The organism is Streptomyces novaecaesareae (genome assembly GCF_000716875.1).
Classification (GTDB): Bacteria; Actinomycetota; Actinomycetes; order Streptomycetales; family Streptomycetaceae; genus Kitasatospora; species Kitasatospora novaecaesareae.
The window spans coordinates 1-19,778 of sequence record NZ_JNWQ01000089.1 but is presented as its reverse complement, the minus strand read 5'-3'; the positions used below and the strand labels follow the sequence as shown (position 1 = coordinate 19,778).

At 73.5% G+C, this 19,778-nt stretch carries 23 protein-coding genes; 11 read left to right on the top strand and 12 right to left on the bottom strand.

What is annotated here, in order from left to right; genetic code table 11:
• Positions 1–9: 9 nt before the first annotated feature.
• Positions 10–789 carry an HAD-IIA family hydrolase gene (locus tag OP86_RS27240; RefSeq protein ID WP_030060582.1) on the bottom strand — a complete coding sequence of 260 codons (780 nt, stop codon included), beginning with the start codon at positions 787–789 and terminating at the stop codon, positions 10–12.
• A gap of 656 nt (positions 790–1,445) precedes the next feature.
• Positions 1,446–2,003, bottom strand: a complete 558-nt coding sequence (locus OP86_RS27235) for a carboxymuconolactone decarboxylase family protein (RefSeq protein ID WP_030060581.1) — start codon at positions 2,001–2,003, stop codon at positions 1,446–1,448.
• 160 nt (positions 2,004–2,163) lie between these two features.
• Here OP86_RS27235 and OP86_RS27230 point away from each other — a divergent pair, with 160 nt between their 5' ends.
• Positions 2,164–2,805, top strand: a complete 642-nt coding sequence (locus OP86_RS27230) for a MarR family winged helix-turn-helix transcriptional regulator (RefSeq protein ID WP_030060580.1) — start codon at positions 2,164–2,166, stop codon at positions 2,803–2,805.
• A 107-nt stretch (positions 2,806–2,912) separates the two neighbouring features.
• Positions 2,913–4,004 carry a Gfo/Idh/MocA family oxidoreductase gene (locus OP86_RS27225; protein WP_030060579.1) on the top strand — a complete coding sequence of 364 codons (1,092 nt, stop codon included), beginning with the start codon at positions 2,913–2,915 and terminating at the stop codon, positions 4,002–4,004.
• An 82-nt stretch (positions 4,005–4,086) separates the two neighbouring features.
• Here the strand turns inward: OP86_RS27225 and OP86_RS27220 are convergent, their stop codons facing one another.
• Positions 4,087–4,509, bottom strand: coding sequence for a type II toxin-antitoxin system VapC family toxin (locus tag OP86_RS27220; protein WP_033333624.1), 423 nt, complete (start codon positions 4,507–4,509; stop codon positions 4,087–4,089).
• Positions 4,502–4,786, bottom strand: coding sequence for a type II toxin-antitoxin system Phd/YefM family antitoxin (locus tag OP86_RS27215; RefSeq protein ID WP_030060577.1), 285 nt, complete (start codon positions 4,784–4,786; stop codon positions 4,502–4,504). Before OP86_RS27215 ends, OP86_RS27220 begins: the two co-directional genes overlap by 8 nt.
• A 158-nt stretch (positions 4,787–4,944) precedes the next feature.
• Between OP86_RS27215 and OP86_RS27210 the strand changes: the two genes are divergently transcribed.
• Positions 4,945–5,238, top strand: coding sequence for a DUF6412 domain-containing protein (locus OP86_RS27210; protein ID WP_324604102.1), 294 nt, complete (start codon positions 4,945–4,947; stop codon positions 5,236–5,238).
• 80 nt (positions 5,239–5,318) lie between these two features.
• Positions 5,319–6,011 (top strand): YidC/Oxa1 family membrane protein insertase, encoded by a 693-nt coding sequence (locus OP86_RS27205; RefSeq protein ID WP_033333620.1) that lies wholly within the window; start codon positions 5,319–5,321, stop codon positions 6,009–6,011.
• A gap of 24 nt (positions 6,012–6,035) precedes the next feature.
• Here the strand turns inward: OP86_RS27205 and OP86_RS27200 are convergent, their stop codons facing one another.
• Positions 6,036–6,722, bottom strand: a complete 687-nt coding sequence (locus tag OP86_RS27200; protein WP_030060574.1) for an HAD family hydrolase — start codon at positions 6,720–6,722, stop codon at positions 6,036–6,038.
• Between the two features lie 46 nt (positions 6,723–6,768).
• Positions 6,769–7,407 (bottom strand): NUDIX hydrolase, encoded by a 639-nt coding sequence (locus tag OP86_RS27195; protein WP_078589286.1) that lies wholly within the window; start codon positions 7,405–7,407, stop codon positions 6,769–6,771.
• Positions 7,408–7,700: 293 nt separating this feature from the next.
• On the opposite strand from OP86_RS27195, the gene OP86_RS27190 reads away from it, so the two are divergent.
• The 3 genes from OP86_RS27190 (at position 7,701) to OP86_RS27180 (ending at position 11,106) form a co-directional block, all read left to right on the top strand.
• Entirely contained in the window at positions 7,701–8,468 is a 768-nt protein-coding gene (locus tag OP86_RS27190; protein ID WP_030060572.1) for a CDP-alcohol phosphatidyltransferase family protein, read from the top strand.
• A gap of 156 nt (positions 8,469–8,624) precedes the next feature.
• Positions 8,625–9,158, top strand: a complete 534-nt coding sequence (locus tag OP86_RS27185) for a hypothetical protein (protein ID WP_030060571.1) — start codon at positions 8,625–8,627, stop codon at positions 9,156–9,158.
• 109 nt (positions 9,159–9,267) lie between these two features.
• A complete protein-coding gene (locus tag OP86_RS27180) occupies positions 9,268–11,106 on the top strand; it encodes a hypothetical protein (protein ID WP_051830752.1) in 1,839 nt (612 codons plus the stop codon).
• A gap of 7 nt (positions 11,107–11,113) precedes the next feature.
• Here OP86_RS27180 and OP86_RS27175 read toward each other — a convergent pair whose 3' ends face one another.
• Positions 11,114–11,503: an ArsR/SmtB family transcription factor gene (locus OP86_RS27175; RefSeq protein WP_051830751.1), complete on the bottom strand. Its 390-nt coding sequence runs from the start codon at positions 11,501–11,503 to the stop codon at positions 11,114–11,116.
• A gap of 111 nt (positions 11,504–11,614) precedes the next feature.
• Between OP86_RS27175 and OP86_RS27170 the strand changes: the two genes are divergently transcribed.
• Positions 11,615–12,601 (top strand): quinone oxidoreductase family protein, encoded by a 987-nt coding sequence (locus OP86_RS27170; RefSeq protein WP_030259842.1) that lies wholly within the window; start codon positions 11,615–11,617, stop codon positions 12,599–12,601.
• A 28-nt stretch (positions 12,602–12,629) separates the two neighbouring features.
• Here the strand turns inward: OP86_RS27170 and OP86_RS27165 are convergent, their stop codons facing one another.
• On the bottom strand, positions 12,630–13,427 hold the full coding sequence (locus OP86_RS27165; protein ID WP_030259839.1) for an MBL fold metallo-hydrolase: 798 nt from the start codon (positions 13,425–13,427) through the stop codon (positions 12,630–12,632).
• A gap of 74 nt (positions 13,428–13,501) precedes the next feature.
• Between OP86_RS27165 and OP86_RS27160 the strand changes: the two genes are divergently transcribed.
• Positions 13,502–14,344, top strand: a complete 843-nt coding sequence (locus OP86_RS27160) for an NmrA family NAD(P)-binding protein (RefSeq protein ID WP_030060563.1) — start codon at positions 13,502–13,504, stop codon at positions 14,342–14,344.
• 62 nt (positions 14,345–14,406) lie between these two features.
• Here the strand turns inward: OP86_RS27160 and OP86_RS27155 are convergent, their stop codons facing one another.
• Positions 14,407–15,009, bottom strand: a complete 603-nt coding sequence (locus tag OP86_RS27155; RefSeq protein ID WP_030060562.1) for a TetR/AcrR family transcriptional regulator — start codon at positions 15,007–15,009, stop codon at positions 14,407–14,409.
• 127 nt (positions 15,010–15,136) lie between these two features.
• Between OP86_RS27155 and OP86_RS27150 the strand changes: the two genes are divergently transcribed.
• Positions 15,137–15,982: an SDR family oxidoreductase gene (locus OP86_RS27150; protein WP_030060561.1), complete on the top strand. Its 846-nt coding sequence runs from the start codon at positions 15,137–15,139 to the stop codon at positions 15,980–15,982.
• 119 nt (positions 15,983–16,101) lie between these two features.
• Here OP86_RS27150 and OP86_RS36930 read toward each other — a convergent pair whose 3' ends face one another.
• On the bottom strand, positions 16,102–16,263 hold the full coding sequence (locus OP86_RS36930) for a hypothetical protein (protein ID WP_157849855.1): 162 nt from the start codon (positions 16,261–16,263) through the stop codon (positions 16,102–16,104).
• A gap of 170 nt (positions 16,264–16,433) precedes the next feature.
• On the opposite strand from OP86_RS36930, the gene OP86_RS27145 reads away from it, so the two are divergent.
• A complete protein-coding gene (locus OP86_RS27145; protein ID WP_234435059.1) occupies positions 16,434–18,080 on the top strand; it encodes an RICIN domain-containing protein in 1,647 nt (548 codons plus the stop codon).
• Between the two features lie 226 nt (positions 18,081–18,306).
• Here the strand turns inward: OP86_RS27145 and OP86_RS27140 are convergent, their stop codons facing one another.
• Both OP86_RS27140 and OP86_RS37270 read right to left on the bottom strand, forming a co-directional pair.
• Complete coding sequence (locus tag OP86_RS27140; RefSeq protein ID WP_051830750.1) at positions 18,307–19,497, bottom strand: methyltransferase domain-containing protein; 1,191 nt, start codon at positions 19,495–19,497, stop codon at positions 18,307–18,309.
• Entirely contained in the window at positions 19,494–19,664 is a 171-nt protein-coding gene (locus OP86_RS37270) for a hypothetical protein (RefSeq protein WP_167344235.1), read from the bottom strand. The genes OP86_RS27140 and OP86_RS37270 overlap by 4 nt, the downstream gene beginning before the upstream one ends.
• Between the last annotated feature and the right edge of the window lie 114 nt (positions 19,665–19,778).

Genomic DNA, 19,778 nt, shown 5'->3' with positions numbered 1-19,778 from the left:
CCGCAGAGGCTAGACCAGCCCGACCAGGTCCGCGATCGACTTGACCACGCGGGTCGGCCGGTACGGGAAGCGCTCCACGTCTCCGGCGGAGGTCAGGCCGGTGAGCACCAGGATGGTCTCCATGCCGGCCTCCATGCCCGCGACGATGTCGGTGTCCATCCGGTCGCCGATCATCACGGCGGTCTCGGAGTGGGCGCCGGCGGTGTTCAGCGCCTCGCGCATCATCAGCGGGTTGGGCTTGCCGACGAAGTACGGGTCGACGCCGGTCGCCTTGGTGATCAGGGCCGCGACCGAGCCGGTGGCCGGCAGCACGCCCTCGGTCGAGGGGCCGGTCTCGTCCGGGTTGGTGCAGATGAACCGGGCGCCCTGGTTGATCAGGCGGATCGCCTTGGTGAGCGCCTCGAAGGAGTAGGTGCGGGTCTCGCCGAGGACGACGAAATCGGGCTCGCTGTCGGTCAGCACGTACCCGACGTCGTGCAGGGCCGTGGTGAGGCCGGCCTCGCCGATCACGTACGCGGTGCCGCCCGGCCGCTGGGTGCCGAGGAACTTGGCGGTGGCCAGCGCCGACGTCCAGATGTTCTCGGCCGGGATGTCGAGCCCCATCCGGGCGAGCCGGGCCTGGAGGTCACGCTGGGTGTAGATCGAGTTGTTGGTCAGCACCAGGAACGGCTTGCCGGACTCCCGCAGCTTGCTGATGAACTCGCCGGCCCCCGGAATCGGGGTGCCCTCGTGAATGAGGACCCCGTCCATGTCGGTCAACCACGCCTCGATGGGCTTTCGCTCTACCACGTAGGTGTCTCCTAGGTCTTGCAACGGTTCTGAACGATCTCGCACATCGCTCCGGACCGGACACCCTCGGCCGGCCGGGCACCACAGGCTGCCCCAACGCCGACCAGCGTAGTCGCCCATCAGCGCACCCCACAGTGCTCACCTGCAGGCCCCCAGACCGACACCCCGACTGAAGCGCACCAAGAGCCCTGTCGACCGGCAGATACGTACGTGGTGTCCCCGCGTACCAGCGCACCTGCGACGCTGGGACCGCGAAGCTGCGCCTGACCAGGTCAGGTGCCGGCGACACGCTCTTGTCGACGGTCGTCGCGCGGACCGGGACGCTGCCGTCCGGGTCCGCATTGCGGTCGAGTCGGACCAGTCGGGGAACGCGAACTCGCCCGGGGTGAACAGCTCGACGTGCGCGAGATCGCTGCCTTCGACACCAGCGCCGAGCTGACCGATCACACGGTCGCTGCCTACGTGGCCAAGTCCGCCGACTCATCCGGCGCTCTCGACCGCGCCCTGTTCTGCCGCCCCAACTACCTGGTTTCCTCGCCCCGCTGGCGTCACTCATGGACAAATTCAAGGGCGCTGGCAATAACGCCGCTGAGGTCTTGGCCGACGCCCCCTCCCGCCGCGGTCGGGAGGGGGCGTCGGGCGCCGGGTCGGGGGGCTCAGGCGGGGAGCTGCGCGGGCTCGGGCAGCGGGACGACCGGGAAGTCGATGTCGGTCCGGCCGACCGAGTTGAACCAGTTGGTGAAGGAGTTCAGTGCGACGGCGCCGACGATCTCGCCGATCTCGCCGTCCCCGAAGCCGGCCGCGCGCACCTCGGCGAGGTCCTCGTCGGAGACGAAGCCCTTGCTGCGCAGGACGGCCCGGGCGAACCGCAGGGCCGCGGCCTCCTTCGGGTCGGCGGCCCCGGCGTGGCCGCCGGCGGCGAGGTCGGCCGGGCTGACGCCGGCCCGGGCGCCCAGGACGTGGTGGGCGGCGTAGCAGTAGTCGCAGGCGTTCTCGACGGCGGTGACAAGGGCGATCTGCTCCCGCAGGCCGGCGCCGAGGCGCCCCTTGGCCAGGGCTCCGCTGAAGGCCAGGTAGGCCTCCAGGACGGCGGGTGACACGGCCATGGCGCGCATCATGTTGGGCGTCACGCCGAGGGCCTTCTCGACCTTGTCGAGGAGGGCCTTGGCGGCGGGTTCGGCGGTCGTGGGGTCGACGGTGCCGAGTCGGGGCATGGCTGTGTTCTCCGTTCGGTGCGACTGACTTTCGTTGGCAGTGCCAAGTTCTTGTTGGCAGAGCCAAATATAGTTGGCACTGCCTAGAATGCAAGGGGTGTCCTGCGGGAGACCCGAGGGCACCCCGACAGGATCAGGACAGGAGAGGGGATCGGACACCATGGCGGACCAGTTGCCCGGACTCTCCCCCAGCGAGCAGTTGCTGATCGGGCTCACCCGGCTGGGCCAGGCCGTGCGCCTGAGCACCTGGCACAACGCCGGCCCGGTCCGGCTCACCCCTCTCCAGGCCGACATCCTGCTCTTCCTGGCCGGCGACCGACGCCCCCGCCGCCAGGGCGAGATCGTCACCGCGCTGGCCTCCACCGCCCCCACCGTCAGCGACGCCGTGCGCGCCCTCGTCGGCAAGGAGCTGGTGGACCGTCAACGCGACCGCGCCGACTCCCGCGCCGTCACCCTGACCCTCACCGAGGCCGGCCGCACCGAGGCCGAGCGCCTCGCCGTCGTCCCGCCGCCGCTGGGCGAGGCGCTCGCCGAGCTCGACCGGGACACCGTGGCCGCGATGCTCCGCGGCACCACCACGATGATCCGCGCGCTCCAGCGCCACGGCGCCGTCCCGGTCTCCCGCACCTGCGTCACCTGCCGCTTCTACCGGCCCGACGCCCACCCCGGGGACCCGCTCGCGCCGCACCACTGCGACTTCGTCGACGCGCCCTTCGGCGACGGCCAGTTGCGCGTGGACTGCCCCGACCACGAACCGGCCGTCTTCCCCGACCAGGAGCCGGCGCCCCTCCCCGACCACTGACCGCTCCGGGCCCGCGGTCCGGCCGTACGGAACCCGGCCGCCTCGGACGAAACCGGGAGTCGGACGAAACCGGGAGCAAGCGGTCGCCTCGTGATTGAGTAGGCCGTATGAACCCGCAGACGAGCTCCCGCCCCCGGCCCGACCGCCCGTTCCGCGTCGGCCTGATCGGCTACGGCCTGGCCGGTTCCGCGTTCCACGCGCCGCTGATCGCCACCACGCCGGGGCTGCGGCTGGACGCCGTGGTCACCGCCAACCCCGAGCGGCGCGCGCAGCTGGCGCAGGAGCACCCCGACGCCCGGGCCGTCGACACCCCCGAACAGCTGCTCGCCGACCCGGACGCGCTCGACCTGGTCGTCATCGCCTCGCCCAACCGCACCCACGCCCCGCTCGCCCGGGCCGCCCTGCGGGCCGGCCTGGCCACCGTGGTGGACAAGCCGCTGGCCGCCACCGCCGCCCAGGCGCTGGAGCTGTGCCGGCTCGCGGAGGAGCAGGGCGTCCTGCTCTCCGTCTTCCAGAACCGGCGCTGGGACGGCGACTTCCTCACCGTCGGCCGGCTGGTGCAAGGTGGCGCGCTCGGCCGGGTGCACCGCTTCGAGTCCCGCTTCGAGCGCTTCCGCCCCAAGCCCAAGCCCGGCTGGCGCGAGCTGGCCGACCCGGCCGAGGTCGGCGGCACCCTGTACGACCTGGGCAGCCACCTGGTCGACCAGGCGCTCACCCTGTTCGGGCCGGTCGAGACGGTGTACGCGGAGATCGACGTGCGGCGCGACGGAGCGGTCGTGGACGACGACGCCTTCCTCGCCCTCACCCACGCCTCCGGCACCCGCTCGCACCTGTGGACCAGCGCCATCACCCCGCTGATCGGCCCCCGGCTGCGGGTGCTCGGCGACACCGCCGGCTACGTGAAGTCCGGCATGGACCCGCAGGAGGCCGACCTGCGGGCGGGCCTGCGCCCCGACGACACCCGCCCCTGGGGCACCGACCAGCCCTCGAACTACGGCACCCTCGGCACCGACGAGTCCGCGATCTCCCTCCCGACCGACCCGGGCGACTACCCCGCCTACTACGCGGGGATCGTCGCCGCCCTGGCCGCCCCCGGCACCCCGCCCCCGGTCGACCCGCGCGACGCGGTGGCCACCCTCACCGTCCTGGAGGCCGCCCGCGCCTCCGCCGCCACGGGGACGGCGGTCCGCCTGGGCTGAGGCCTGCGGGAAGGGCTGGACCACGGAGTTCGCGGAGCGCCGGTTGGACCGCGGAGTTCGCGGCGCGCCCGTAGATCCGCCGTCACACCCCGATGACCTCCACCGCCGAGCCCAGCCCCCGGAAGTCCGCCACGTTGCGGGTGTACAGCGGCAGCCCGTGGGCGGAGGCCACGGCGGCGATCATCAGGTCGATCCGGCGCGGGCGCGGCTGCCGCCCGGCGGCGATGGTGAGGGTGACCAGCGTCCCGTAGCGGGCGGCGGCGGCCGCGTCGAAGGGCAGCGGGTCGAAATCGGCCATCGCCGCGCCGAGTACCTCCAGCCGGGCCGCCCGGCTCACCGGGTCCCGGGCCATCGACACGCCCTGCTGCAGCTCGGCGAAGGTGATCGCGGTCAGCTCCGGCACGGCCGGCAGGTCGGCCGGGCTGAGCAGGGCCAGGTCGATGTAGACGCAGGTGTCCAGCACCCCGGCCGGCCGCCGCCGGGACGCCCGCCGGCGCTCAGCCACGCCGCCGCTCGAACGGGTCGTCGCCCTCGTCCCCCACCAGCTCCTCGGGGCCGAAGTCCTCCTCGGCCTCCTTGCGCATCTGGTGGTAGTCCACCCGCGGCAGCTTCACGTGCCGCGCCACCAGCTCCTCCGCCGTGAGCCGCCGGCGCCCGGACACCGGCCGCAGCTCGGCGACCTCGACCCCGTTCCTGGTGATGTGGAAGGTCTCCCCCGCCTCCACCGCGTCCATCACCGCGGCGGAGTTGTTCCGGAACTCCCGCTGGGTAATCGTCCTCATCCCTCCACGGTAGCCCCGCGTAGCACCGATGGCTACACCCCGCACACCGCCGCCGAGGGGCTGCCGGACATCCGGTGCCGAGCGGGAACCCGGGAGGCCGTACGATCGTCCTGCTTGTACGTCCGGAGCCGTCGAGACACCGAGGGGAGAGCGGGGCCGTGGCCGTTGTGGCGATGTTGCTCGGGCTCCTCCGGGTGCTGACCGGGGGCTCGGTGGCCGACAGCGGGACGCTGGCGTCGGTTGCCGCCGTCGCGGCCGTGGCGCTGGTCGCCGGGGCCGTCGCCGGGGCACTGGCCGGGGCCCGGCTCCTGGGGGCGCGGGCGCCTGCGGCGGTGCGCAGCGGGGTGCTGCGGCGTCGGGCGTTCCGTACGGCGTTCCTTCCGCAGCGTGATCCGGATGCCCGGGGCCGGCGACGCCCCAGGGCGCCGGGGGCGGCCCTGGCGGCCGCGTAACCCCTCGTACTACCACGGTTCTTCGCGGCCGTCCTCCGCCGATCACTCATGTCCTGAGACCCCGGAGGGCTCGCTTCACCATGTCCGTTCTCGCCGTTCTCGACCCGGCCGTCGCCGTCGCGCACGCCGCCGTCTCCGCCATCGCCCACGTCCTGCCGGCCGCGCTGGCGATCGTGCTGTTCACCGTCGCCGTACGGCTCTCGCTGCATCCGCTGGCGCGGGCGGCGGCACGCGGGGAGAAGGCGCGGGCCAAGCTCGCGCCGAAGGTCGCCGCGTTGAACAAGAAGCACAAGGGCCGACCGGAGCAGCTGCGGGAGGCGATGGCGGAGCTGTACCGGAAGGAGCAGGTGTCGCCGGCCGCGGGGTGTCTGCCGATGCTGGTGCAGATCCCGTTCTTCTCGGTGATGTACCGGCTGTTCACGACGCCGAACGACCTGCTCGACCACACCCTGTTCGGTGTGCCGCTGGGCCTGCACGTCACGGGCGCGCACGGGGCGGGGCAGTTCGTGGTGTTCGGCCTGCTGTACGCCGGGCTGGCGGCGGTCGGGTACGTCAACTACCGCCGGGCCCGGCGTGCGGCGGCGGCGCAGCCCACCCCGCAGCCGGGGGCGGGCCTGCTGCCGTACCTGTCGTTCGGGTCGGTGCTGTTCGCGCTGCTGGTGCCGGTGGCCGCCGCGGTGTACCTGCTGACGACGAGCGTCTGGTCGGCCGCGGAGCGGGCCTGGCTGTACCGGGACGGGGCGCCGGTGTCGGCGGCCGCGCTCGTCGGCTGAACCCTGCTCGGCTCGGCGCTCCGCTCAGAAGTGGCGCAGCAGCTCGGGGAAGGTTCCGAGCTGCAGCGTCGCCTCGTCCGGGCCGAGGTCCTCGTGCTCCAGCACCCAGGTGTGCTCGTGCGGGATGAAGACGGTGCGCAGGCCGGCCCGGCGGGCGGGGGCGATGTCGGACTTGGGCGAGTTGCCGATCATCCAGGTCCGGTCCGGGGCGAGGCCGAGCTCGGCGGTCAGCTGCCGGTAGGTGTCGACGGACTTCTCGGCCACGATGTGGATGCCCCGGAAGTGGTGGTCGATCGTGGACTGCGCCACCTTGCGCTGCTGCTCGTCCTGGTCGCCCTTGGTGAGCAGCAGCAGGTGGTGGCGGTCGGCGAGGGCGGCGAGGGTGTCGGCGACGCCGGGGATCAGCTCGACCTGCCGGCTGTTCAGCGGGGTGAGCAGTTCGTCGATCCGGGCCTGCTCGGCGGGGGTGGGGGTGCGGCCGCCGTTGAGCTGCTGCAGGCAGTCGGCGAGGCTCTGCCGGAAGACGGCGGCGCCGTAGCCGAGGGCGGCGGAGTTGGCGGCCTCGATCCCGTCCAGGACGGAGCGGGTGCGGTCCCGCTCGTCGGGGGTGGCGACCCAGTCGAGGAAGCCGTCGATGACCCGCTCGAAGAGGACGTTGTTCTCCCAGAGGGTGTCGTCGGCGTCGAAGATGAGGGTCTGGTCGGTGTGCATCCGGTGGTCTCCAGAGGGTGTTTCAGGACGTGCTTCGGGGAGTGCGTCAGGCGGGCGGGAGCAGGCGGGCGGCGCGGTCGAGGGTCTCGCGGAGGTTCTCCTCGGTGGTCCGCTGCCGGGCTTCCTCGACGGTGAGCCACTCCAGCGGGGAGGCCGGGTTCTCCGGCCGGGCGCGGTCCGGGGTGCCGGTCGCCAGGAGGAAGCGCAGGTCGGCGTGCTCGTGGGCGGGTTCGGCGGGCGAGGCCGGGACGGGGACCACGGCGAGGTGGACCAGGGCGGCGTCGGGCCACGGGGTGAGGTCGGCCAGTCCGGTCTCCTCCCGGCCCTCGCGCAGGGCGATGTCCAGCGGGAGGGTCTCCCCCGGGTCGCCGTGGCCGCCGACCTGCAGCCAGGCCTGCTGGCGGACGTGCCAGCGCAGCAGGACGCGGCGGGTCGGCGGGTGGACGATCAGCGCGGAGGCGGTGAAGTGGAGCGGGAAGGTGCCGCGGTCCCAGGCGCCGGCGGTGTCGGCGAGGCGGCGGGCCCGCTCGTGGTCGGCGGTCTCCACCGGGCCCTGCGGCCGGTGGCGGTCCAGCAGTCCGACCAGGTCGGCCAGGGCGGCCAGGGCGGCCAGGGCGGCCGGGGCGACCAGGTCTGCCGGGGCGGTCGGTTCGGGGCTCTGCGGCGGGCCGTCCGTGGTCTCCATGGATCAACACTCCTCGTTCTGCTCCGGACCGCGTCGGACCGCGTCAACCGGCTTGCGGGAGCGGGCGATTCGGCCCGGGGCGTACGGTCCGGCGAACCCGCGCAGCCTAGCCCGGGGGCCGTCGGCCGGCCCACCGGTTTTCGCCCGGCCGCACCCTCGGTACGGCTGCGCCGAACGGGCGGCAGGCGCCGGCGGCACGGGCCGGCCCGCAGGGGGCGTACCGGCTGGTCGGAGCGTTCCCGGGAGGCCGTAGCCTGTGGTGATCGTCACGGGACAGGTGGAGGGATGTCGTCATGGTGGCTGCTCCGGCGCTCGCCGAGCTGCGCGAGGTGTGCCAGCCGCAGGCCAAGCTGCAGAGCCGCAACGGTGAGCACTGGGCGGGCCGGCTGTACATGCGGGCGATCTCGCTGCGGACCACCCGGCAGCTGGTCCGGACGTCGGTGTCGCCGAACACCCTCACCTGGGTGATGGTGGTGTGCGGCGTCGGCGGTGGCGCGGCGCTGCTGATCCCGGGCCTGACCGGCGCGGTGCTGGCGGCCGTGCTGTTCCAGCTGTTCCTGCTCTTCGACTGCGTGGACGGCGAAGTGGCGCGCTGGAAGCGCCAGTTCAGCATGGCCGGGGTGTACGTGGACCGGCTCGGCGCCTACCTGGCGGACGCCGCGCTGATGATCGGCGCGGGCGTACGGGCGGCGCGCGGCGGCTCGGAGCTGTGGGTGTCGGCGGGCCTGGCGGCCGCGCTGGGCGTGGTGCTGCTCAAGGCCTCGACGGACCTGGTGGACGTGGCCCGGGCCCGCAGCGGTCGGCCGCCGGCGGACGAGGAGTCGACGCAGCCGCGCTCGCAGGGCATCGCGACGGCCCGCAAGGTCGCCTCGCTGTTCAAGATCCACCGGGTGACCAACGGCATCGAGGCCTCGCTGGTGCTGCTGGCGGCGGCCGCGGTGGACGCCGGGCTCGGCAACCTGGACGCGACGCGGGCGGCGCTCGCGGGGATCGCGGTGATCACCTGGGGCATGGTGGTCGCGCACCTGGCGTCGATCCTGTCGTCCTCGCGCCTGCGCTGAGCCCCGCGCCCTGAACGCTGGGCCCCGACCGCTGGGCCCCGCGCCCTGTGCCTGCGGGGGGACTGAGGTGCTGCTCCCCCGCCCGGGGGAGGGGCCCGGGCCGGACCCGCCGCCGGGTGGACGCGACCGGCCCGGGCCGCGCGGGAGGGTGTGGGCATGACGACGAATCAGCCCGCCGCAGCCACCGTCGCGGTCACCGCCGCCGACGTCCCCGCCCCGCCCCGCTGGGCCGTGCGCGCCGCGCACGTCGCGGCCGTGACCGCGCTGCCGGCCGGGCTGTGGCGGCTCGGGCTGGTCGCGGGCTGGCACGGCGGGTACACCGACGTGGGCTACCAGGCGGTGGGCTTCACCGGGTGGGGTGCGGTGTGGCCGGTCTTCCTGAGCCTGTTCACCGAGGCGCTGGCGCTGCTCACCCTCGGGCTGGTCCGCCCCTGGGGGACGGCGCCCCCGCGCTGGGTCCCGTTCGTCGGCGGGCGCCCGGTCGACCCGCGCGCGGTGGTCCTCGCGGCCTCCTGCGGCGCCGCCGGGCTGGCTCTGCTATGGACGCCCTTCGCCGGGTGGTGGGCCATGCCGGGCACGGACATGACCCCGCTCGGCCACTTCCTGGTCGGCTTCCTCTACCTGCCCACCGTCGCCTGGGCGCCGCTGCTGGCGGCGGTCACGGTGTCGTACCACCGTCGGCACCGGTAAGCGCCGCTCCCCCTCCATGGAACCGGTCGGACCCATGGAACCAGTCGGACTACATATTCAGTCCAACGACATATACAGTCGTCCGACAGAACAGAAGGGGGGCACGCCCATGCCGTCACGCACCACACCCCGGCCGAGCCCGCTCCGGCCCGACACCGCCGAGCCCACCACCGCCCGACCCGCCGACACCCTGCCGGCCGCCGTCCGGTCCGTCGCCATCCGGTCCGCAGCCGCCGTCCGGTCCGCGGTCTTCCGGTCCGTCGCCGCCCGGCCCGGGATCGTGCTGCTCGTCGGCTACCTCGCCGAGCTGCTGTTCCGGCTCGTCCTCGTCCGGCACATGAGCTTCCCGTCCGTCCATCCCGACGAGGACTCCTACCTCGCCCTGACCCGCGTCCTGGCCGGCCGCCCGGCCACCGAGATCCCGGTCGGCGTGGTCATCCCCGGCGGCTACCCCCTGCTGATCTCCCCCGCGCTGCGCCTGGCCGACGACCCGACGACCGCGTACCACCTGATCATGGGCATCAACGCCGCCGTCAACGCGCTGGCCCTGCCGCTCGCCTACGTCGCCCTGCGCCGCCTCGGCCTGGGCCGGCCGCTCGCGTACGTCTTCGGCGCCGCGACCGCCCTGCTGCCGCCCCTGGTCTTCTACTCGCAGTTCGTGCTGACCGACGCCGTCCTGCCCGTCCTGGTCCTCGCCTGGCTGCTCTGCCTGCACGGCTGGCTCGCCGAGGGCACGCTGCGCCGCCGCACCTGGCACGCCGTCGGGGCGGGCGCGGCCGCCGGCTACGCGATGGCCGTGCACGACCGCGGCGGTGTGGTGGTCGCCCTGACCGCCGTCGCGTTCCTCGGTGTCCTGCTGCTGCGCCTCGTGCCATGGCGGGCCACGGCCGCCGGACTCGCCGCGCTCGGCCTGGGCGTACTCGGCGCCCGGCTGCTGGCGGCCTGGCTGCACGCGCAGTTCACCGTCGAGAACAGCGACGTCGGCGGCTACCTCTGGGACGGCCTGACCGACCCGGAGGCCGCCGGGCGGACCCTCACCCGGACCGCCGGCCAGATCTGGTACTTCACCGTCTCCACCTGGGGCATCGGCGGACTGGCCGTCGTCGCCTGCCTGGCCGCGGTGGCCCGCCGCCGTTTCCCGCCCGCGCACCGGATCACCGGCGGGGTGCTGGTGGCGCTGCTGGTCGGCACCGCCCTGGCCTCCGCCGCCGCCCTGCCGCCCGGCGGCCGGATCGACGACTGGGTGTACGCCCGCTACACCTCCTACCTCGTCCCGGCGGCCTTCGTGACGGGCGTCGCGGTGCTCGTCCGCTGCGGGCGCCGCGCCCTGGGCCGGGCGGCGGCAGCGGCGGCCGGGCTCACCGTGCTGCTCGCCGAGACGGTCGTCCGGTCGGCCGGTTCGGAGCTGCGCACCGGTCTCTTCATCCCCTGGTGCATGCCGGACGTCTCGTTCCTGGCCGCCGACTGGGGCCGGCTCAGCATGCTCAGGTCCACCGCCGCCGCCCTGGTCGTCCTCGGCGCGGTGGTCCTGGTGCGGAGCTCCGGGGGGCGCCGGGTGCTGCCGGCCATCGGCCTCTCGCTGGCGATGTTCGCCGCCTTCGCGACCTCGACGATCACCACCCAGGTCGCCCAGCCGCACGCGAAGTGGCGGGCGGGCCTGGCGACCGGCTTCACCCGCGCCGCCGGGATCGGCGGGGACGACAACGTGGTGTTCGCCTGGGACATCGACTGGGCGCTGCGCGCCGCCCAGGCCTTCGAGGTCTACCAGGGCCGGATCTGGTACCGCGACCCGCGCTGGCAGCCCGTCCCGGCGGAGGCGAACGTCCTGGTCACCCCGCTGCCCGGGGCCGGGCAGCCGCCGGAGGCCTACTGGCCCGACCACCCCGCCGACTGGTACGTCGAGCGGGCCGACGCCGGGCAGAACTGGGCGGTCTGGCGGCGACACTGAGCGCCGGTCAGGCCTGCGCGTCCCCCTCGGCGCCGGGGTCCGCCCCGGTGTGGGACTGGGCGTGGGCGTGGGACTGGGCGTGGGCGGCGAGGACCGTGTCGAGCAGGCCGGGGAAGCGCCGCTCCAGGTCGACCGTGCGCAGGGCGGAGAAGCGACGGTTGGCCTCCTCGCGCTGGGTGATCAGGCCGGACTCGCGCAGCACCTTGAAGTGGTGGCTGAGGGTGGAGGGCGCGACGTCCACCGGGAAGGTGCCGCAGGCGCGCTCGGGTTCGGACCGCAGAACGCGGACGATGGTCATCCGGGTGGGGTCGGAGAGCGCGTGCAGGACGTCGAGGAGGTCGATCTCCTCGGTCGCGGGGTGGGCGAGAGCCGGTCGGCGGCGGGTGCTGCGGGGCACGGTCAGACCTCTCTGATCTGCAATGTTCGACATCCATGGAAACGGCGTGGTACCACTGTCCACGGAACCAACTTCGTAGTTCGTCGAACATCGTAGCTCAGGGGGACCGACATGCGCGCACTGGTGATGACCGCACCCGGTGGAGCCGAGAACTCGCAGGTCCGGGAGGTCGAGGCAGTGCGCCCCGGGCCCGGCCGGGTGGCGATCGACGTCGCCTACGCGGGGCTGAACTTCGTGGACGTGATGCACCGCCGCGGCGACGCCGCGTACACCACCGAATGGCCGTACCTGCCCGGCAAGGAGGTGTCCGGAACGGTCCGGGAGCTCGGCGAGGGCGTCACCGGACTGGCCGTGGGCGACCGGGTGGTGGCCGCACCGGTCGGCGCCGGGCTCGCCGAGACGGTGGTCGCCGAGGCCACGCTCACCGTGCCGCTCCCGGACGGAGTGGCGCTGCGCGAGGCCGCCGCCGTCCCGCTGGGCCTGGCCACCTCGATGCTGCTGCTCACCGACGCCGGCCGCTTCACCCCCGGCGACACCGTCCTGGTGCACTCGGCGGGCGGCGGGATCGGCAACGCCGTCGCCCAGCTCGTCCCGCTGCTCGGCGGCGGCCGGCTGATCGGCACCGTCGGCCGCCCGGAGAAGGCGGCCGCCGCGATCACCGCCGGCTACGACCACGCCTTCGCCCGCGACGAGGCCCTGCCCGAGGCCGTCCGCGCCGCCACCGACGGCCGGGGCGTCGACCTCCTGCTCGACCCGCTGGGCACCGCGGCCCTCGAACTCGACCTCGCCGTGGCGGCACCCGGCGCCCGGATCGTCCTGTTCGGCAACGCGGGCGGCGGCGCCGTCGCCGACCTGCCCCCGCTCGGCCGCCTCATGGCCGGCAACCTCACCGTCACCGGCTTCAGCCACCGCGGCCTGGCCGCCACCGCCCCCGACCGGCTGGCCCGCGCCATCCGCCGGGTCCTCGACCTCCTCGCCGACGGCGGCCTGAAGCTGCCCGTCACCGAACTGCCCGACCTGGCCGCCGTCCCGGCCGCCCACGACGCCATGGAGGACGGGCGGGCGACCGGGAAGTACGTGGTCCGGGTGGGCGGTTGAGCCACCCGGGGTGAGCGCGGGCCGGGTGTCAGACCGTGAAGGTCGCGCCCGGGTCCGCGTGGGCGACCGGGCCGGCGAAGTGGGCCGCCGCGCGGGCGACGGCCTCGGCCGGCGTCATGGCGCGGCCGACGTGGGTGACCAGCAGCCGGGCGGCGCGGGCCGCGGCGGCGGTGGCACCGGCCTGCTCGGGGGTGTGGTGCACGGGGTCGCCGGCGCCGGGCGCCGGCTCGGCCCGCGGGCCCGCGCTCTCCGGGCCCGCGCTCTCCGCCTCGCAGAGCAACAGGTCGCAGTCCTCGGCCAGTTCGGTGAGGGCGGCGCACGGGGCGGTGTCACCGGAGTAGACGAGCGAGCGGCCGCCGGCCTCCACCCGGAGGGCGAAGGCCGGCATGCCGTGGTCCACCGCGCGGCTGGTCAGCGCGAGCGGCCCGACCCGCACCCGGTGGCCGTCGGACAACTCCGTGACGGCGAAGGCGGATTCGACCGGGCTGCGCCGCGCCGTGTTGGTCAGGAAGTCCGCCAGCCGGTCCGCGGTGCCGGGCGGGCCGTAGAGCGGGATCGGCGCGGCGAGCCGGATGTCCGCGTAGAGGGCGCCGTAGTAGGCGGTGAGCAGGTCGGCGCAGTGGTCGGCGTGCAGGTGCGAGATCCAGATCGCGTCCAACTCGTCGAGCCGGGCGTGGCGTTGCAGCGCCCCCAGGGTGCCGGTGCCGGCGTCCACCCACACGCGGGCACCACCGCCGGACACCAGGTAGCCGGAGCAGGGATTGTCGGCGCTCGGGTAGGGCGTCGCACTTCCCAGGACAGCGAGGCGCAGCGGTTCGTCGAACATCCGGCGAGCGTAGCGCCCGGGCTGTCCCAGGCCGGCCGGGCATACCGCCCGGCCGGGCGGCGTTGGGGCGGGGCATGACCAAGATTCTGGTGATCGGCGCGAACGGCAGTGTGGGCAGGCACGTTGTGGCCTCGCTGGCCGAAGGCGGCCACGAGGTACGGGCGTTGGTGCGGGATCCGGCGAAGTCCGTGCTGCCCGCGGGAGTTGAGGCCGTACCGGGTGACCTGGCGGTGCCGGAGAGCCTGGAGCCGGCCCTGACGCCGGCCGGCGGAGTGGAGGCGGTCCACCTGATGTGGCCCGGGCTGCCGGTCGAGCCCCGGGTGGTGGAGCTGATCGCCCGGCACGCGAAGCGCGTCGTCTACCTGTCGGCGGATGTGGCCGATCTCGCGGACGACGAGGCGGCGGTGGTCTTCCACCAGGAGATCGAGCGGCTGATCCGGCGGTCGGGCCTGGGCTGGACTTTCGTCCGGGCGATCGACTTCGCGGGCAACCTGCTCGCCTGGGCCGACCAGGTGCGGGAGGGCGTGGTCCGCTGGCCGTACGGGGGCGCGCGCCGGTCGCTGGTGCACGAGCGGGACATCGCGGACGTCGCCGTGCGGGCGCTCACCGAGGACGGGCACGACGGCGGCAAGTACGTCGTCACCGGGCCGGAGTCGCTCGCGCACGCCGAGCTGGCCCGGATCATCGGCGAGGAGCTGGGCACCGCGGTGCGGTGGGAGGAGCAGGCGCCGGAGACGGCCCGCGAGCGGCTGACGGCGGCCTGGGGCAACGCCGGGTTCGTGGAGTCCCGGCTGCGGGCGTGGGAGTCGTTCACCCGCGAGCCGGAGCGGGTCACCGACACCGTGGAGCGGGTGCTCGGCCGTCCGCCGCGTGACTTCCGCAGCTGGGTGCGGGACCACGCGGCGGACTTCCGGTAGGCGTCGGCCGTACGGCCGGGCCTCCGCGCGCGGCCGTACGGGCGGGACTCCGTGCGCCGCGGTCAGCCGCTCGCTTCCGCCGCCTCCAGCGAGTCGAGCCAGCGCAGCAGGCGGGCACCCTCGCGGCTCATGACGCCCGGGTCGCGCAGGGCGTTGGTCAGGAGTGACATGCCCTGGTAGCCGGCGACGAGGGTGAGGGCCAGGCCGTCCGGGTCGGGCAGGCCCAGCTCGCGGAACTGGCCTCCGGCCCAGTCGAGCAGTCGCCGGATCACCGCGCCGGCCTCCGCGTCGAGGTCCCCGTCGGCGCGCTTGTCGAGCTCGACGGCCAGGGTGCCGGTCGGGCAGCCGAACCGGGCGGCGAGGTCGCGCTGGTCGATCCAGCCCTGGACCAGCGCCTTGAGGCGGTCCCGAGGGTCGGCCAACTCGTCGAGCCGGCCTGTGAGTTCGTCCAGGTACGCACTGTGCTCGGACAGGGCGGCGCGGACCAGCTCATCCTTGGTCTTGAAGTAGTAGTAGACGTTCCCGACCGGGACGTCCGCCTCGCGCGCGATGTCGGCGAGGGTCGTGCGCTCGACCCCCTGCTCGTGCAGGACGCGGGCCGCGGCGGCAGTGAGCCGCCGGCGCTTCTGCGAGGCCTGTACCCGCCGATTCACTGAGTCAGTCACCCGACTGACTATAGACAGCCGCCGGTGGGCACGTGCTACGGTCCTTCTGAGTCAGCCAACTAACTCACAACTTGAAACGCGCACCGCGCGGCTCGTGGGTCGCAACGCGCAACGGGAGGGGATCGCGATGATCACAGTGACGGGCGCCACCGGAAACATCGGACGGACGCTGGTGGAGCTGCTGGCCGAACAGGGCGAGCAGGTGGTGGCGGTATCACGGAAGGCCCAGCCCGCACCCGGCGCTGCCGGGGTCCGATGGGCCCGGGGGGACGTCGGCGACGCCGCGAGCCTGCGCCCCGCCCTCGACGGGGCCCGCGCGCTCTTCCTCCTGCTGGGCGGCGAGCGCAACACCCACGGCGAGAGCCCGGACGCCCTGCTGGACGTCGTCGCGGACGCCGGCGTCGAGCGGATCGTCCTGGTCTCCTCGCAGGTCAGCGCCACCCGGCCGGACGCCCCGTCGCACGCCCGGCTGCGGGAGTTCGAGGCCGCCGTCCGCGCCTCCGGCCTGGACGCCACCATCCTGCGCCCCGGCGGCTTCGCCTCCAACGCCTTCGCCTGGGCCGAGACGGTCCGCAGCAAGCGCACCGTCCTCGCCCCGTTCGGCGACGTGGCACTGCCCGTCGTCGACCCGGCGGACATCGCGGCGGTCGCGGCGGCCGTCCTGCGCGAGGACGGGCACGCGGGCCACGCGTACGAGCTGACCGGCCCCGAGCGGATCAGTCCGCGCGAGCAGGCCGCGGTGCTCGCCGAGGCCTTGGGCGAGGAGCTGGCCTTCGTGGAGCTGTCCCGCGAGCAGGCCCACGGCCACCTGGCGCAGTTCATGCCGGCGGAGGTCGCCACCGGCACCCTGGACGTCCTCGGCCTCCCGCTCCCCACCGAACAGGCGGTCAGCGCCGACGTGGCGGCGGTGCTGCGGCGCCCGGCCGCACCGTTCCGGGCGTGGGTCGAGCGCAACCTGCCCGCGTTCCGGTAGCGGCGGCTCAAGACAGGACCCGCCCGCCCGGAAGCCGGGCGGGCGGGTCGGTCGGGTCGGGCAGGTCGGGCGGCTCGGTCAGGTCGGGCTCCGGACGGGCTCCGGACGGGCTCCGGTCGCTACTCGGCCGGCGGCGAGATGACCGCGACGAGGATCAGGGCGTCGGTGGCGACCACCGCCCCGGCCATGGCGGTGAGCTGGGCCTGGTACTTGATCGGGTTGTTCCGCGCACCCCTACGCCGGCGCGCGGTGCCCGAAAAAAGTTTCGCGGTCCGCGGCAACCTTTCCGGGGGCGGTGACAACTGGGTGGTGTCCGGACAGACGGTCTGGTCAGAGGCAACGGCTGAAAGAGAGCATCGACATGTTCCCTCGCCCATCCACGTCGCCGGAGGCGTCTCCCGGCGGCCGCGCCCGCCGTGGTCGCGCGTCGCGCTCGCACCGTGGCCGTAAGTTGTACCAGCGTCGGAGCTTCTGGGCGGCCGTCGGCCTGGCGGTCGTGGGCGGCTCTGTGGTCGTGGTCAACACGGCCTCCGCGGGAACCGTGGACACGAACTCCTGGTACGTGCTGGTCAACCGCAGCACCGGCGAGGCGCTGGACGCCCCCGCCTACGCCTCGAACGACGGTGCTCCGCTGGTGCAGTGGAGCCGCAACGGCGGGACCAACCAGCAGTGGAAGTTCATCGACTCGGGTGACGGGAACTACCGGCTGCAGAACCGGAACTCCGGCAAGGTGCTGGACGACTACAACTGGTCGAAGACCGAGGGCTCCGAGCTGGTGCAGTGGCGCGACCTGAACGGCGCCAATCAGCAGTTCCACATGGAGAAGTCGTCGGACGGCTACGTGCGTCTGATCAACCGCTTCAGTGGCATGGCCGTCGAGGTCCCGGGCGGCTCCAAGGCCGACGGGAGCCACATCGCCCAGTACCACGACTGGGCCGGCGCCCAGCAGCAGTGGCAGCTCGTCCCGGCCGGTAGCGCCAGCGGCACCGGGAACGCGGGGAGCTCCGGCGGCGGCAGCTCGACGAAGACTTTCATGGGCAGTAACACGGTGCTCGTCGGCGGCATGATGAACGACAACTCGGCGAACGCCGCGCCGTTCGACATGCGGTACGCCTACGTGCACAGCCAGCCCGCGCCCTCGTCGGACTACTACTCGGCATCGCTCTGCAAGGCCGCGTGGTCGAGCTGGTGGGGCTGCTGGAGCGGCGAGACCACGGCGCCGGGCTTCTACGTGACCTGGAACGACGACCACGTGACCAAGACGACGTACCAGGGCAAGCCGCGCCCGCAGAAGAACTTCTGGACCTGGTACTCGCTGCGCGACCTCGGAGACCTGGCGGGCGAGGCCGACGGTCCGGGCGAGGTCAAGGCCATCAACAGGGCCGACCTGCTCACCCGCTACATGAACGACTACCGCTTCTTCCTCCAGAAGATCGGCAACTCGCAGGACGCGATCGACATCGAGCCCGACTTCTGGGGCTACGTCCGGTCGCTCGGCAACCCGCACCAGGTCGCCGCGCAGGTCAAGGCCGCGAACCCGACGGACTGCGGATCGCAGGAGAACAGCGCCGCCGGCCTGGCCCAGTGCCTGATAGCGATGGCGCACAAGTACGCGCCGAACACCGGCGCCGGGTTCCACCTCACCTGCTGGGACTGGCAGAGCAACATGCAGAAGTGCGTCAACGACTACTCGGACCTCGGGGCGAAGAGCGCCGACTTCCTGGTCGCCGACGTGGTGGACCGCGACGCGGGCTGGTACGCGAAGCCGGAGAACGGCGGCCGTGACACCTTCTGGAACGACCAGAAGGCCTCGGCCATGATGGGGTGGTTCAAGACGATGGCCGAGTCGGTGGGCAAGCCGGTGGTCCTGTGGCAGATCCCCCTGGGCAACATGGCGCAGAACAACACCTTCGGCCACTACAAGGACGACAAGGTCGACTGGTTCCTCTCGCACATGGACCAGGTGGCGAACGCGCACGTCGCCGCCCTCCTGTTCGGCCCGGGGCAGCAGGAACAGACCACGGTCGAGTCCGACGGCGGAAACCTGATCAACAAGACGACCGCGTACCGCAACTCGGGTGGCACGCCGCTCAAGTAGCCACACGCAGCCGGCCGTAGCGCGCCGGCCGGGACGCGCCGGCAAGCTCAGCTCATGCCGCGAAAGCGGGAATCGGGCGCACAAAAGCAAGCCCCAGGCCTCTGGCCTGGGGCTTGACCCATCTTCCGATCGCTTATGGCCCAGTAGACCCTGGACTCGGCCGGAGCAGGGGCCACATGCTTCTGCGCAGGAAGTCGGCCGGTCCGACTTCCTGCGCAGCGGGCGGTCAGGGCAGGCGCCAGGAGTTGGCCGGGTCGTCGAGCCACGCCCACTGGCCGTCGGGGGTGACGGTCAGACCCAGGCGGGTCGGCCCGGGGCGGTCGTTGGCGAGCCACCAGCGGTGGGCGGCCTCGACCTCGTCCCAGGGCCGACGCGGGCCGTGCTGCCAGACGGTGTAGCGCTGGGTACCGTCCGAGCCGTCCCAGTCGACGGCCGCCCAGGAGGTGCCGTCGGAGGTGGCTACCCAGAGTCGGATCGCGACACCGTCCACGTCGGGGTCGTGGTGCCAGGCGTACCAGAGGTCGCCGAGGCGGTGGCCGAGGGCGAACTGGGTCTCGATGGCGGAGTCGGCGACGGCCCAGGGGTCGAGGGTGGTCGTGGACTCGGTGGGGACGTGCTCCTCCATGACGACGTCCCGGAAGAGACGGAGGCCGCTGCGCTGGGTGCGCATCAGCATGAAGGAACTGTCGGGCGTGTAGCGGCCGGTGGCAGTCCCGTCCTCACCTACGGTCAGCCGGAGCAGGCCGCCGGAGATCCACGGGTTCTGCCAGGGGGCGAGCACGATTCCGCCGCGCCTGGACTGCTCGACCCAGGCGTAGGGAACGCGCTCGACCGAGCAGGTGGCCACCACCCGGTCGTACGGCGCCTCCTCCCTCCAGCCGAGGCTTCCGTCACCGCAGGCGACCGTAGGGGCATAGCCGTTGGCCTTGAGGTTGGAGCGGGCGAGCTCGGCCACGGCGGGGTCGATGTCGATCGTGGTCACGTTGATGTCACCGAGGCGGTGGGAGAGGAGGGCGGCGCTGAATCCGGTGCCCGCGCCGATTTCGAGGACTCTCATCCCCGGTTCGACATCCAGCAGTTCGAGCATCAGGAAGACGATCGACGGCGCCGAGGCGGAGGACGATGGCAAGGCGTCGGCCAGATCCTCCGGCTCGTTCCCGTCATTGATCTGCGTCACCACAGGAACGTCCTCGTAGGCGGCGGCGAACCAACGATCGGGGTCATGTCGGCGGTCGCAGGGCGTGAGTTCGTCGTCCTCGCCGCTGAGCCAAATACGGTCGGGAAGGAAGCGATGGCGCGGGGCCGCTTCGGCGGCCCCGCGCCACTCGGAGGCCACGGTGCGGCCGAGGTAGCGGGAAACCGCCTGGAGCAGGCCGGCGGTCCCGGCCTGCTCCAACGAGTTTTGGCTGTCGGTCACTTGTCGTCGTTGTCCTTGCCGTGCTTGCCGGTCTTCGACCCGGACGAGGTGTCCGGCGTCGACTTGGCCCGGTCGAAGTCCTTCTTGCCCGCGTGCTTGCCCTGCCCGCCGTCGTTGGAGCCGCTGCCGCCGCCGGAGCTTCCGCCCTTACCGAGTCCCCATCCCATGGACTTCTCCTACCTGGTCGTCGTGGTGGTGGTCGCGGTGCTGCCGGTCGTCGCGGCCACCGGGAACATCGGCCCGGGCCCCGGCGGGGCCGGCGGGGGCGGGGGCTTGGGGGG

Excerpts from the sequence above, each read along its gene's own strand:
- OP86_RS27235 (WP_030060581.1), bottom strand. The coding sequence starts at position 2,003 with ATGCCCCGACTCGGCACCGTCGACCCCACGACCGCCGAACCCGCCGCC.
- OP86_RS27230 (WP_030060580.1), top strand. The coding sequence starts at position 2,164 with ATGGCGGACCAGTTGCCCGGACTCTCCCCCAGCGAGCAGTTGCTGATC.
- OP86_RS27225 (WP_030060579.1), top strand. The coding sequence starts at position 2,913 with ATGAACCCGCAGACGAGCTCCCGCCCCCGGCCCGACCGCCCGTTCCGC.
- OP86_RS27215 (WP_030060577.1), bottom strand. The coding sequence starts at position 4,786 with ATGAGGACGATTACCCAGCGGGAGTTCCGGAACAACTCCGCCGCGGTG.
- OP86_RS27205 (WP_033333620.1), top strand. The coding sequence starts at position 5,319 with ATGTCCGTTCTCGCCGTTCTCGACCCGGCCGTCGCCGTCGCGCACGCC.
- OP86_RS27200 (WP_030060574.1), bottom strand. The coding sequence starts at position 6,722 with ATGCACACCGACCAGACCCTCATCTTCGACGCCGACGACACCCTCTGG.
- OP86_RS27195 (WP_078589286.1), bottom strand. The coding sequence starts at position 7,407 with ATGGAGACCACGGACGGCCCGCCGCAGAGCCCCGAACCGACCGCCCCG.
- OP86_RS27190 (WP_030060572.1), top strand. The coding sequence starts at position 7,701 with ATGGTGGCTGCTCCGGCGCTCGCCGAGCTGCGCGAGGTGTGCCAGCCG.
- OP86_RS27185 (WP_030060571.1), top strand. The coding sequence starts at position 8,625 with ATGACGACGAATCAGCCCGCCGCAGCCACCGTCGCGGTCACCGCCGCC.
- OP86_RS27180 (WP_051830752.1), top strand. The coding sequence starts at position 9,268 with ATGCCGTCACGCACCACACCCCGGCCGAGCCCGCTCCGGCCCGACACC.
- OP86_RS27170 (WP_030259842.1), top strand. The coding sequence starts at position 11,615 with ATGCGCGCACTGGTGATGACCGCACCCGGTGGAGCCGAGAACTCGCAG.
- OP86_RS27165 (WP_030259839.1), bottom strand. The coding sequence starts at position 13,427 with ATGTTCGACGAACCGCTGCGCCTCGCTGTCCTGGGAAGTGCGACGCCC.
- OP86_RS27160 (WP_030060563.1), top strand. The coding sequence starts at position 13,502 with ATGACCAAGATTCTGGTGATCGGCGCGAACGGCAGTGTGGGCAGGCAC.
- OP86_RS27150 (WP_030060561.1), top strand. The coding sequence starts at position 15,137 with ATGATCACAGTGACGGGCGCCACCGGAAACATCGGACGGACGCTGGTG.
- OP86_RS37270 (WP_167344235.1), bottom strand. The coding sequence starts at position 19,664 with ATGGGATGGGGACTCGGTAAGGGCGGAAGCTCCGGCGGCGGCAGCGGC.